This is a genomic window from Amycolatopsis marina (assembly GCF_900111885.1).
GTDB lineage: Bacteria > Actinomycetota > Actinomycetes > Mycobacteriales > Pseudonocardiaceae > Amycolatopsis > Amycolatopsis marina.
On sequence record NZ_FOKG01000010.1, the window covers coordinates 222,870 to 235,146 of the forward strand.

The window sequence follows — 12,277 nt, forward strand, 5'->3', positions numbered from 1 at the left end:
TGACGGAGGGGTTTCCGTTGTGCTGTGATGGGGGTTACTCTGCGAAGAGGATATAATCAAAGTATTGATCAAATGGGGTGTTGGCGTTGACTCAGAAGGCATTCGCGTCGTCGGCGGACCTGGGGGAGAAGACGCAGTCCCTGGAGGTGCTGGCCGACGGTGTCTATGCACTGACCGCGGAAGGTGACCCGAATGTCGGCGCCATCGAGGGGGAGGACTTTCTGGTCTGCTTCGAGGCCCTCGCGACGCCGGTGGCTGCCGGAGAATGGCTGGCGCGGTTGCGCGAGCACACCGACAAACCGATCCGTTATCTCGTGCTGTCGCACTACCACGCGGTCCGGGTGCTGGGGGCGTCGGCGTTCGACGCCGAGGTGATCTTGGCGCACGAGAACACCAGGGCGCTGATCGCCGAGCGCGGCAAGGAGGACTGGGAGAGCGAGTTCGGGCGGATGCCGCGGCTGGCGAAGCAGGCTGAATCCGTCCCCGGGCTCACCTGGCCGACCATGACCTTCTCGGACCGGCTCACGATCGATCTCGGCGGCGACCGTGGGGACCTCGTGCTGCGGTACTGCGGCAGGGGGCACACCGAGGGGGACATCGTCGCCTGGCTGCCGCGGACGCGGATTCTCTTCGCCGGCGACCTGGTGGAGGCGGAGGCCGCTCTCTACACCGGGGACGCGTTCCATCACGACTGGGCTTCGTCCACCCTGGACATGGTGCGGGCGTTCGAGGCCGAACAGCTCGTGGGGGGACGTGGTGCCGTCAGCCGCGGGCGGGGTGCCGTCGACGCCGCGGTCGAGCAGACCCGGCACTTTCTGCACGTGATGATCCGCGAGGTCGGCGCCGTCCACCGGGCAGGCGGCACGCTGAAGGAGGCCTTCGAAGCCACACACAGCGCGCTGTCCGGGACATACGGCCACTGGCCGATCTTCGAGCACTGCCTGCCGTTTGACGTGTCCCGGCTCTGGGACGAGCTGTCCGGCATCGAGCGCCCGGTCATCTGGACCGCCGCGCGGGACCGTGAGGTCTGGGACCAGCTGCAGGGCGGGTGAGCCACTGATGGACAGGCGGTTGAACGCGGATCGCCGCGTCGCGGTGGTCGGCAACGGGCCGGTCGGGCAGACCACGGCGCTACTGCTCGCGCGCTGGGGCGTGCCCGTCGTGCTGCTGGACGCCCGTGCGGCACGGGACACGATCGGGTCGAAGGCCATCTGCCAGCAGCGGGATGTCCTCGACGTGTGGGAGTCGGTCGGCGCGGGGCGCCGGATCGCGGACGAGGGGGTCACCTGGACAACGGCACGCACCTTCTACCGCGATGAGGAACTGTTCGCCTACTCGCTACCGGATCCGGGCCGCTCGGCCTTTCCGCCGTTCGTGAACGTCTCGCAGGCCCGGACCGAGGAGATCCTCGACGAGCGGATCGCGGATCAGCCCCTGATCGACGTGCGGTGGGGTCATCGGGTGACCGCACTCGACCAGCGGGCCGACGGCGTGGTCTTCTCGTGCGCGACGACAGCGGGCTCCGTCGACATCGAGGCCGCCTACGCGGTGGCGTGTGCCGGCGCCAGGGGCGAGGACATCCGGCGCATGCTCGGAGTCGGTTTCGCCGGGCAGTCCTTCGACGACCGGTTCCTGATCTGCGACATCGAGGCTGATCTGCCCGGCTGGGCGCACGAGCGGCGGTTCTACTTCGATCCGCGATGGAACCCGGGGAGGCAGGTGCTGATCCACCCCTGCCCCGAATCGAGGTTCCGCATCGACTGGCAGGTCGCGGGTGACTTCGACCTCGACGAGGAGGAGGCCTGCGGCGCCCTGGACGCGCGCATCCGTGCGATCGTCGGTGAATTGCCCTACGCGATCGTCTGGAAGACGGTCTACCGCTTTCACTCCCGTCTCGTTGACCGGATGCGCGTCGGCCGGGTGCTGCTCGCCGGGGACTGCGCGCATCTGGTGTCCCCGTTCGGCGCGCGCGGGCTCAACAGCGGCGTCGGGGACGCGGAGAACGCGGCCTGGAAGCTGGCCTTCGTGCTGCACGGCTGGGCGGGGGAGGAGTTGCTGGAGAGTTACCACGACGAGCGGCACGCCGCGGCGAAGGAAAACCTGGACGTCACCACGGCGACCATGGAGTTCCTGGTGCCGCACGACGACAAGCACCGGCGGCGGCGGGTCGACGTTCTCACTCGCGCGGGCACTGATCCCTCCGTGCGGTCCCAAGTGGACTCCGGCAGGCTCGCCGAACCGTTCTGGTACGTGGACTCGCCCTTGACAACGCCCGATCCGAGCCGGCCGTTCGCGGGCAGGCCACCGCGCGGTTCCGTCCCGGCGCCGGCCCCCGGAGTGCTGGCACCCGACGTGCCGGTCCCGATCGCGGGGCCCACGTGCCGCAGGTTCCGCGAGATCGCCCGCGACGGCTTCCTGCTGCTCGCGGCACCTCGCGTGGATCTGTGCGCGGTGCGTGCGGCGGCACGGCGAGCGGGCACCGGTCCGATCCGGGTTCTGGAGCTGGCCGGGATCGACGCCGGCGGAGCGCTGACCGAGGTGCTCGGAGCACGCGAGGACGAACTGTGGGTGCTCCGGCCGGACGCGTACGTCGCGGCGGTGCTCACCGCGCCCGGCGCGGCGGAGGTGCTGCACGCCCTGCGGCGCGCACACGGTGGATCCGGACCGCAGGTGATCAGGCGGACCTCTCCTGGCCGTCGCCGTGGCGCCCAGGCCGCTGTCGCGGCACCAGAGTGGGGTTGACGTTGTCGAGCACGGTGTCCCGGTCGATCACCACCGAAGCCACGTCGTCGCGACTCGGTACCTCGTACATCGTGTTCAGGAGGACCTCTTCGAGAATCGCACGCAGTGCCCGCGCACCGGTTCCGCGCAGTAGTGACTGCTCGGCGATCGCGGCGATCGCGCCCGAGGTGAACTCGAGTTCGACGTCGTCGAGCTGGAACAGCTTCTGGTACTGCTTGATCAGCGCGTTGCGCGGCTCGGTCAGGATGCGCACCAGCGCCGCCCGGTCGAGTGGAGCGAGGGTGGACACCACGGGCAGCCGGCCGGCGAGTTCCGGGATCAGTCCGAAGTGCAGCAGGTCCTCGGGGCGGACATCGGCGACGGAGGGCGCCGTCTTGCACTCCCGCGGTCGGCCGTCTCCGGAACCGAAGCCGAATCCGTTGTCTCCGCATCGCTGCTGAACGATTCTTTCCAGTCCCGCGAACGCGCCACCGACGATGAACAGCACGTTGCCGGTGTCGAGCTGGACGAACTCCTGGTGCGGATGTTTGCGCCCACCCTGTGGCGGCACGTTCACGACCGCCCCCTCCAGAATCTTCAGCAGTGCCTGCTGGACCCCTTCACCGGAAACGTCGCGGGCTGTCGACGGGTTTTCGCTCGTGCGGGCGATCTTGTCGATCTCGTCGAGGTAGACGATCCCGGACTCCGCCCGCGTGACGTCGTGGTCGGCGGCGCGCAGCAACGCGAGCAGGATGCTCTCCACATCCTCGCCGACATAGCCCGCCTGGGTGAGTGCCGTGGCGTCGGCGACGGCGAACGGGACGTCGAGGATCCGGGCGAGGGTCTGGGCGAGGTAGGTCTTGCCGCTGCCGGTAGGGCCGATCAGCAGAATGTTGGACTTGCCGAGCTCGACCGGTTCGTCGTCGGTCCTGTGTCGCCCCGCTGTCTGCTTCGCCCGAAGGATTCGCTTGTAGTGGTTGTAGACCGCGACGCACAGCGTGCGCTTGGTGTCCTCCTGCCCGACGACGTAGCGCTCGAGCGACTCGAAAATGTCCCTCGGCTTCGGCAGCTGCCGGGGTTCGCCGGAAGAGGACGGATCGGGCTCGTCGTGGATGAGTTCGTTGCACTGCTCGACGCACTCATCGCAGATGTGCACCGTGGATGGCCCCGCGATGAGCCTGCGCACCTGCTTCCGCGTCTTCGCGCAGAACGAGCACCGGAGTTGGTTGTCACCAGCGTGGTGCTGCACGTCGGCACGTCTCCTCAATCGAATGGACCGCGGGCAATTCAGATGTTCTTTCCAGATGATATGAACATCTGCATGGTCAAGGTATCTTGATTCGGCACGAGCTGCAACGACAGTGGCGGGAGGACGCGTGGTCCGGCTCAGCAGGGCGGAGACGCAGGAGCGCAATCGCACCAAGGTGCTGTCCGCGGCCAGGGACGAGTTCGCCGAGCGGGGCTTTCGCGAGGCAAAGATCGATGTGATCGCCGAGCGAGCCGAGCTCACCCGCGGCGCGGTCTACTCCAACTTCCCGGGTAAGCGTGCGCTGTACTTCGCGGTGCTGGCTGATCTCGCCGAGCAATGGACGGCGCCGGTGCGGGCGGAACCCGGCCGGACCGCCCGCGCGGCGCTGGGCGCGCTCTCGCGAACGTGGATGGCGCGGCTCTCGCTCGACGACCTGGACGAACGGCACGGTGCGGGACGGCTCGGGTCGGAACTGATGTCCGAGATTCTCGCCGACGAGCGGTTCCGGCGGTCGTTCACACAGTTGATGAAGCTGGACGCGTTGCTGCTGGCGCTGGCGCTGGAGCAGTTGCGGCCGTCCGAGACGTCGCCAGACGGGCCGCCCGCGCGCCTGGGCAGACTGGCCGAGACGGTGCTGACGAACCTGCACGGCGCGAGCCAGCTGGCCGCCGCCGCTCCTGGCTTCATCGAGCCGTTCGACGTCGTCGGTGCCTGCGAACAGCTGGCAGGGCTTGCGCTCAACGACTGGTGGGCGCCCCCGCCGGTGGTTCCCCAAACCGTGGTGCTGGATCGGCACTGGTCCCCGCCTCCCGCGCTCGACGTGGTTCGGCGCGAGCCCGCGCACCTGACCGGGGGCGGTGTGGTGACTGTTCTCGGGCTGAACCGGCTGGCCGCGGCCGAGCAGGCGATTCGCGCCGCGCCCCGGGGATCGGCGGTGACCGTGGGCCTGGTGACGAGCGACCGGGATGAACTCGCGCCCCTGGCCCGGTTGGTGATCGCCGATCTCGCGAGCTGCCTGCGCCAGGCCTTCCCCCGGTCGGCGTGGCCGCGCCTGCAGATCGTCTGTGACGAGAAGGGAGTCCTCGCGGCCGCGGCAGGCGTCGGGGCGATCAGCGACGAGACCGAGGTCGCGGTGCGGATCGAGGGCGGCAGACTCGTCGCCGCCGCCGAGGGGCCCGGCGCCGGTCATGCCGTAGCGGCCTCCACTGTGGACTCGCGGCCTTCGGTGACGAGTCACTAGTTCAGGGCGAGCCCTCTGGCTGTCAGCCTCGGTACCGGGCGATGTAGCGCTCCATCGCGTCCTTGTCGAGTTCTGCCTTCGCCGCGGCGCGCAGGCGTTTCCCGGTGCCGCGCGGATGGCCGTTCTTCGCGAGCCGGTGTTCGATGCTCTCCTCGATGTAGGCGAAGGAGTAGAAGTAGCCGACCAGCGCAGCCAGGAGCACCAGCGGCAGGCGCAGGCCGAGCGGGCCGGGGAGCAGCAGCCAGATCGAGCACAGCGGGACGAGCAGCACCGAACTGCGCGCGGCGTGCCGCCAGACCCACGTCCGGGTGGTCGCGTCGTGCAGGACCCAGTCCTGGTACTTCGCGGGGAGGCGGCCGCCCACGGCGTACCACAGCCACCGGAGTGGACCGGGGCGCGTCAGCTCACTCGTCATACCAACAGGCTAACAGTTAGTGCCCTAACTAAATTAGGATCGAGAACATGGAGATCGACCTGGGTGAGGACCCGCTGGCGCTGGACCGGCAGGTCTGTTTCGCGCTGTCCGTCGCCTCGCGAAGTGTCATCGGGATCTACCGGCCGCTGTTGAAGCCGTACGGTCTGACCCATCCCCAGTACCTGGTGCTGCTGGCGCTCTGGGACTCCGCCCCGCGTTCGGTCAAAGACCTCTGCGACGTGCTGCGGGCGGAGCCCGCGACACTGTCGCCACTGCTCAAGCGACTCGAAGCCCTCGGGTACGTCAGCCGTCGCCGGGACCGAGCCGACGAGCGCACACTCGTCGTCGACCTCACCGAAGCCGGGCACGCGTTGCGTGCCGAGGCGGAGAAGATCCCGTACCGCGTGGTGGAGACCCTGGGGATGGAGGTCCGGGAGTTGGAAGAAGTGCACGCTGTGCTGGGCAGGGTGATCGCCGCGACCGACGGCCGGGAACCGCTGTGAGTGCGCCGCCGGTGCTCCGCGTCAGGTCAGAACGAGGCCGAGCGAAGGGTTATCGGCGGTTGCGCCGCGGGAAGGTCACCAGCGGTCGTGGACCAGCGGGCGGATCAGTTCGTCGTAGACCTCCCGGACACCGGCCTCTGCCTCGGCGGACACCGGCGGAAGGCCCGCGGCGACGGTGTTGGCCCTCGCCTGTTCAGGGTTCCGCGCACCGGGGATGACCACGCTGACCCCCTGCTGGTCGAGGATCCAGCGCAGCGCGAACTGCGCGAGTGTCTGCCCGGCCGGCACCAGTGAGCGCAGTCGCTCGACGGCCTGGAGGCCGACCTCGAACGGCACACCGGAGAACGTCTCCCCGACATCGAACGCCTCGCCGCCGCGGTTGAAGTTCCGGTGATCATCGGCAGCGAAGGCCGTGTCCTTGGTATAGCGGCCGGACAGCAGGCCTGATGCCAGCGGCACCCGCACGATGATTCCCGCGCCGGCTTCCAGCGCCGTGGGCAGCACCCGCTCGAGGGGCTTGAGCCGGAGGCAGTTCAGGATGATCTGCACGGAGGCCACGTTCGGCCGTGCCATTGCCGTCAACGCCTCGTCGCAGGTCTCCACGCTCACCCCGTACGCCCGGATCCGGCCGCGCTCGACGAGCGCGTCGAGCGCGTCGTACACGGTGTCCGTCGAGTACACCGGCGTCGGCGGACAGTGCAGCTGGACCAGATCCAGCGTGTCCATTCCCAGGTTCTTCCGCGACCGGTCGATCCAGGCATCGAAGTTGGCCGCGACATAGTTCTCCGGAACCTGGTCCAGGCGCCTGCCCATCTTCGTCGCCACGAACACGGTGTCGCCGCGCTCCGCGCGAAAGCGGCCGACCAGTCGTTCGCTGCGGCCGTCGCCGTAGACGTCCGCGGTGTCGAAGAAGGTGACCCCGGCGTCGGCGGCGGAGTGCAGGACCGCCAGTGCCTCGGTCTCGTCGACGTTGCCCCAGTCTGCGCCGAGTTGCCAGCAGCCGAGGCCCACGGCGCTGACGGCACGGTCGAGGCGGCTGATCCTGCGAGTCTCCATGATCAGCAGATCCTAGGCGACGTCACCGCCGCGAGTTGTCGGCCTGCATGCCGGGGTGGCTCAGGTTTCCTGTGGTCCGGTGATGTCGACCATCCAGGAAACCCCGAACCGGTCCACGCACATGCCGAACTCGTCGCCCCACATCTGCTTTTCCAACGGGACGGACACCTGGCCGCCGTCGGCCAGTTTCATCCAGCAGGCGCGCAACTCGTCCGCGTCGTCGCCGCTCAGACTCACCGACATGGTGTTGCCCGGACGGTATTCCATGCCGGGAGGCACGTCGGCGCCCATGATGGTGAGCCCGCCGCTGGTCTCGAGCATTCCGTGCATGATGTTGTCGGCCGCAGGCGAGTCCTGCTCACCGAATTCGCCGAAGGTGTTCAACACGAGATTGCCACCAAGGATGTTCTTGTAGAACTCCATGGCTTCCCGCGCGTTACCGTCAAAGCTGATGTAGGGATTGAGACGAGTGGCCATCGGTTGCTCCTTCCCCTTTTGGGAGAACGATCGTCGCAGACCGGATGGGACGAGACAATCCGTTCACCTGGTCGAATGGTCTCCGGCACCCGCTACCGTTGCCGCCGTGAGCGCCTCCGGTGAAATCCCGCCCCAACCCGTCACCGCTGACGACGTCGACCGCGCCGTTCAGCTCGCCGTCGAAGTCCTCCGGACCGTGCCCGGCACGGCGTGGGACACCAAGGCGGGCAGCCTGGAGTGGGACTGCTGGGAGACTGTCGAGCACCTCAGCGACGATCTGTTCGCCTACGCGGCACAGCTCGGACCGAGGACGCCGCCGGTGCACGCCTACGTCCCATTTCTGGTGGAGAGTCGCAGGCCAGGTGGGCCTGCGAACGCCATCCACGCGGACCGCGCGGCCGGGGCCACCGGGCTGTTGCAGGTGCTGGAGGCGAGCGGGGCGATGCTGGTCGCGATGGTGCGAACGGCGCCTGCCGATGTGCGCGGCTACCACGGCTTCGGGGTGGCGGATCCCGAGGGCTTCGCCGCGATGGGGGTGGTGGAGACCCTGGTGCACACGCACGACCTCGCCGAAGGGCTCGGGCTGACCTGGAACCCGCCCGCGGAGCTGTGCGCCCGGGCCCTCACGCGGCTGTTCCCACATGCGCCCGCGACGACGGAGCCCTGGCGCACACTGTTGTGGGCCACCGGGCGTGCGAAACTGCCGGGCCATGAGCGCCGCACTTCCTGGCGCTGGTACGCCGAGCCCCGGCGGTAGCGGTTTTCGCCGTGCCGCTCAGTCCTGCCCCGTGTCCGAGGCCAGCAACTCGCGCAGTTCGCCCACCGCGGCCCTGAGTTCGTCGGCGAACGCGTGCATCCTGTCGGCAACCGGCCGGGGCGTGCTCAGGTAGACGTTGAACCGGTCCGGAAGCAGCACATAGGCGACTCCGATGCACTGACTGCTGGTCGAGCCGAAACCGAAGAACCTGATCCTGGTCGACGGTGCGGAACTCGTGCTCAGATAGTCGTTGCGCATGGTCAGCCAGCCGGGTGTTTCGTACAGGGCGAGCGGCTCGGCCGCTCCGAGCTCCTCGCCGTGGCGCTGCTGGATCAGCTGCAGTTCCCACAGATGTTGCTCTGGTGCCTGACCGGACTGGCATTCCTTGGCCCTGGCCACGTGCTTCTCCGCAGCGGCGCGGAACGCGCCTCGCCGGGTCGCGGGAGAAGCGGCTGAATCCTCCATCGCGTCGACGAAACGCACCACCTCCGGGGTCACGACCCGCATCGCCTCGGTACGCCCTCGGCGATACTGACGCGTCGCGATCGACTCGTACGTCGCACCGACGAAGCCCTTGGCGCGTCTGTGGGCAAGCTGGTAGGCCAGCTGCACGAAGGCGTCGGGGGAAACGCCGAGCGCCTTGGCGTCGTTCCCGCCGAAGTCCGCGAAAGACACCGTCGAGGTGGCGGTGTCGCCCGCCTGCTGGGCGAACGCGGCGGCAGCGGCGCGAACGTCCGCGCGCAACTCGTCGTCCAGGACGAACTCGACGGCCGCTGTGTTCGGCAGCCCCTGTGAGCGGGCGCCCGAGCGCCGGGAGTGTTCCTCGGGTGCCGAGCCCAGCATCGTGTCGACGAAGTTGAGGATCGTGGTGCCGTCCAGGCCGCAGTGCTCGACGTTGATTCCCGCCGTCCCGTCCTCGAAGACGATCAGGGACACGGCCTTGTCGAACCAACGGTTGGCACTGTCGCCGTGCAGCAACTGGTCGCAGGCCTGATGGGTGTCCTCAGGGGCGAAGTCCTCGAGGCACACGCAGAACAGGGCCGTTTCGATGGTGTCGAGGGCGTCGGTGTTGCCGGGATCGACCGTGGACAGCGCCTGCCTGCTCGCCGCCCACTCCGCTCGCGCCTTGGTGGTGAGGTGCCCGACGGCGGAGTCCGGTGCGCAGCGTTCCGAGCCCGCTTTCCTGATCTCCAGCAGGCCGAGCGCGAGATCCTCCAGCGTATGCGGCACACCGTCAGGGCCCAGCACGTCGAGCCGGAACATGTTGCCGCGGAAGAACACCACGATGTGCCGGGCCGAGGACGGGCCAGGCCGCTCCGCGGAGTAGGGGACGCGGACGGTGTCCTGCACGGCCCCGGGAATGCGGGTGGCGGAGAACAGGTACTTGTTCTGCTCCATGGACAGCGCCTGTCCGCGCTGGATGTTCGGCGGGATCAGCTCCTCGTCGAGCAGCAGCTTGTAGTCGAGGGCGGCGGCGATCAGCCCCGCCGCCCGCTGCACCTGCTGCTGATCCGACTCCTCGAAGAGGAAGAAGAAGTTCGCGTTGAGTGCGATGCGATCGCGCCGGCCCAGGTAGCGCGCGGGCCAGAACGTGTCCAGCCAGCTGTGTACGCCCTCGGTCGTGTCGTACCGCTCAAGTGCGGCGTGGACGGTGCGAGCGGGACTGTCCGGCGCGAGGAACTCGGCGACGGCGTCCCGGGTCCGCGCCAGCTCTGCTTCCGTCAGCAGCGGTGCGGACCACTCGAGAAACCTCGCGCAGCTGTCCTCCAGTGTCGGCAACGGCACCCGGGGGAGACTGTCCTCGTTGCCGAAGGTGCGGGTGGACCATTCCTGCGTGCTGTTCACTGTCATCCTCGGCGTCGGTTGGTGGGGGTTTCGGCGTTGGGTCGGGTCTGGCGCACGGGCCTCGAGATATGGAGCTGGGCGTAGAACCACCCTTCGGTCTCCAGGCCCGCCGGGTCGATGTCCTGGTCCGCCAGGGTGTCCAGGACGCGCATCTGCTCGTCAGGAGAGGCGAACCGGCGTTGCGGAAAGACGCGGTCGACACGGACGGTGTCGTAGCCGAGCCCGTCGAGATGCGCCGCGATCGGGTCGAACGGGAACATCCGCAGCACGAAGTGGGCCATCCACGGCCGCCGTTCACCAGCGGCGGCGAGCACCCTGGCGATGGTCTTCACCGTGACGTAGCCGAGGCAACCGGTCGAGATGACGACATCGACCCCGGACAGCAGCTCGCGTTGCCGCTCGGTCGGTTCGTTGTCCTCCAGGTCGGCGTGCAGCACATCGTCGAGCAACCCGGCCTCGAGCGCGTAGGAGAGCGCGGGTTGTGAGCTGTCGAGCCCCACGAACCGGCTCCGCCGCTTCGCCCGTGCGTTTCGTGCGCCGAGCCAGGCCCGGTCGCGCGCCAGCAGTGCGCTCCTGGGTTGTTCGCGGACGTTGTCGTCACCGTAGCGGTCGTACAGTTCGTCCATCGTCACGTCATGTCCGACCAGTGCCGCGTTGATGCCGTAGGAACAACCGACGTCGAGCACGGTGACGTCCGCGCACCCCCGCGTCAGGCGGTACTCCTCGATGAGGCCGGCGAAGTACGGCTTGGCCAACTCGGGAATCCGGTACTCGAAACCGCGCAGTGTGCGGAAGTACGCCCTCGGGTCCGGTTGCACGTAGATGTGGTCGAGCAGGACTTTCCCGGTGGCATCGGCGCGCACGAACCGTGTCTCCTCTGGGGATCTGGGGACGGACGAGGAACGGGTACTGGCGATCAGGGCCGCCGGGTCAGTCCAGCAGCCGGTCACCCCGCGTCGCGTGTCCCTCGGCGGCGAGGTGCTCGGGCAGCACGCGGCCGAAGAGCTGCTTCGTCCGCGATACGCTACCAATGACTCCCGGCCGCTCGCTGTAGGCGAAGATCACGGAGTGCCGCTCGGTCTCCCCGCGTACGGGACTCACCCGGTGCAGCGAGTAGCGGCCGGTGAACAGTTGCAGATCGCCTGGCCGTAGTGGCAGACGACGGATGAGGTCGTCACGGTGACCCGCCAGGACACCACTCACGTCGTCGAAGTTCTCCGCGTGCGCTGAGCGGATGTTGGGGCAGTACTCGAAGGCCCCGCCGTCCTCCGGTTCCTGGGTCAGCATGCTGACCGTGAACTCGTTCGTGTCGAAATGCCATGGATGCCCCCTTCCGGGAGTCACGACATTGAGGCACAGGGCGGACAACGGGTCCGCCAGTTCGTGCACCTCGGGAAGATCGAAACAGCTGGCCACAAAATTCTGGAACAGATTATTCGTGTAAAGCTGGTGAATTAACAGATTGCCGGGAATCTGATCCCGTGCCACGAATGCGTTTCCGCGTTCCATCGTGGTTCGCCCCGGATGTCCTTTCGGCAACCGGGATTCCGTGGAGATGTTGTATGCGTTCACCACTTCGACGTCGAAATACGCCCTGGGTGCGACCTCGGCGCATTCCCGGCGCAGCCTGTCCTGCAGTGCCGGGCGGATGAAGTCGGGGAGTACGCTGCAGCCGAACTGGTGCAGATTCTGGCGAACCCGGGCCACCACGTTCTGCAGGGCCGCGCTTTCCGGCGCCCCCAGTGGATAGCGAACCGTATCGATGACGTCTTCGGCCACCTGGATGTCCACTGCGCTCATACGAGTCCTCTCGGCCGTCCCAGGATCACCACATCGGTCCGGGCTGTAGAGGGTTTAGCACATTCCGCGATCCGAGTTCATTACCTGCCGGGATTTGTGACCCGGGACACTCGCTCCATGGGGTCGATTAATGATCGTACTGCCGCAGCTATTGATACTTTCGGGTGAATTGCATGAGTGGCGCTGGAATTGCGGGCCAGCGCCATGTTCGCGG

Annotated in this window: 12 protein-coding genes; 5 read left to right on the plus strand and 7 right to left on the minus strand. The window is 67.9% G+C overall.

Features of this window, described 5'->3' with window-relative positions; all coding sequences use genetic code 11:
- Window positions 1-86: 86 nt before the first annotated feature.
- Both BM199_RS18090 and BM199_RS18095 read left to right on the plus strand, forming a co-directional pair.
- Window positions 87-1,052 (plus strand): MBL fold metallo-hydrolase, encoded by a 966-nt coding sequence (locus BM199_RS18090; protein WP_091674491.1) that lies wholly within the window; start codon window positions 87-89, stop codon window positions 1,050-1,052.
- A gap of 7 nt (window positions 1,053-1,059) precedes the next feature.
- Complete coding sequence (locus BM199_RS18095) at window positions 1,060-2,742, plus strand: FAD-dependent monooxygenase (RefSeq protein ID WP_091674425.1); 1,683 nt, start codon at window positions 1,060-1,062, stop codon at window positions 2,740-2,742.
- Here BM199_RS18095 and clpX read toward each other — a convergent pair.
- Entirely contained in the window at window positions 2,675-3,970 is a 1,296-nt protein-coding gene (gene clpX, locus BM199_RS18100; protein ID WP_091674426.1) for an ATP-dependent Clp protease ATP-binding subunit ClpX, read from the minus strand. The genes BM199_RS18095 and clpX overlap by 68 nt on opposite strands.
- Before the next feature lie 127 nt (window positions 3,971-4,097).
- Between clpX and BM199_RS18105 the strand changes: the two genes are divergently transcribed.
- Complete coding sequence (locus BM199_RS18105; RefSeq protein WP_091674427.1) at window positions 4,098-5,210, plus strand: TetR/AcrR family transcriptional regulator; 1,113 nt, start codon at window positions 4,098-4,100, stop codon at window positions 5,208-5,210.
- A gap of 22 nt (window positions 5,211-5,232) precedes the next feature.
- Here BM199_RS18105 and BM199_RS18110 read toward each other — a convergent pair whose 3' ends face one another.
- Window positions 5,233-5,625: a DUF5313 family protein gene (locus BM199_RS18110; RefSeq protein ID WP_091674428.1), complete on the minus strand. Its 393-nt coding sequence runs from the start codon at window positions 5,623-5,625 to the stop codon at window positions 5,233-5,235.
- Window positions 5,626-5,672: 47 nt separating this feature from the next.
- Between BM199_RS18110 and BM199_RS18115 the strand changes: the two genes are divergently transcribed.
- The gene (locus BM199_RS18115; RefSeq protein WP_091674429.1) at window positions 5,673-6,128 is read left to right on the plus strand and encodes a MarR family winged helix-turn-helix transcriptional regulator; all 456 of its coding nucleotides are present in this window, start codon (window positions 5,673-5,675) and stop codon (window positions 6,126-6,128) included.
- A gap of 75 nt (window positions 6,129-6,203) precedes the next feature.
- Here the strand turns inward: BM199_RS18115 and BM199_RS18120 are convergent, their stop codons facing one another.
- Both BM199_RS18120 and BM199_RS18125 read right to left on the minus strand, forming a co-directional pair.
- Window positions 6,204-7,184 carry an aldo/keto reductase gene (locus BM199_RS18120; RefSeq protein ID WP_091674430.1) on the minus strand — a complete coding sequence of 327 codons (981 nt, stop codon included), beginning with the start codon at window positions 7,182-7,184 and terminating at the stop codon, window positions 6,204-6,206.
- A 60-nt stretch (window positions 7,185-7,244) separates the two neighbouring features.
- Entirely contained in the window at window positions 7,245-7,661 is a 417-nt protein-coding gene (locus BM199_RS18125; RefSeq protein ID WP_091674431.1) for a VOC family protein, read from the minus strand.
- A gap of 106 nt (window positions 7,662-7,767) precedes the next feature.
- Between BM199_RS18125 and BM199_RS18130 the strand changes: the two genes are divergently transcribed.
- A complete protein-coding gene (locus tag BM199_RS18130; RefSeq protein ID WP_091674432.1) occupies window positions 7,768-8,418 on the plus strand; it encodes a maleylpyruvate isomerase N-terminal domain-containing protein in 651 nt (216 codons plus the stop codon).
- An 18-nt stretch (window positions 8,419-8,436) separates the two neighbouring features.
- Here BM199_RS18130 and BM199_RS18135 read toward each other — a convergent pair whose 3' ends face one another.
- The 3 genes from BM199_RS18135 to BM199_RS18145 form a co-directional block, all read right to left on the minus strand.
- Window positions 8,437-10,263 carry a choline/carnitine O-acyltransferase gene (locus BM199_RS18135; RefSeq protein WP_425425545.1) on the minus strand — a complete coding sequence of 609 codons (1,827 nt, stop codon included), beginning with the start codon at window positions 10,261-10,263 and terminating at the stop codon, window positions 8,437-8,439.
- 2 nt (window positions 10,264-10,265) lie between these two features.
- Window positions 10,266-11,126 (minus strand): class I SAM-dependent methyltransferase, encoded by an 861-nt coding sequence (locus tag BM199_RS18140; RefSeq protein ID WP_091674434.1) that lies wholly within the window; start codon window positions 11,124-11,126, stop codon window positions 10,266-10,268.
- A 67-nt stretch (window positions 11,127-11,193) separates the two neighbouring features.
- Window positions 11,194-12,063 carry a HalD/BesD family halogenase gene (locus BM199_RS18145; RefSeq protein ID WP_091674435.1) on the minus strand — a complete coding sequence of 290 codons (870 nt, stop codon included), beginning with the start codon at window positions 12,061-12,063 and terminating at the stop codon, window positions 11,194-11,196.
- Between the last annotated feature and the right edge of the window lie 214 nt (window positions 12,064-12,277).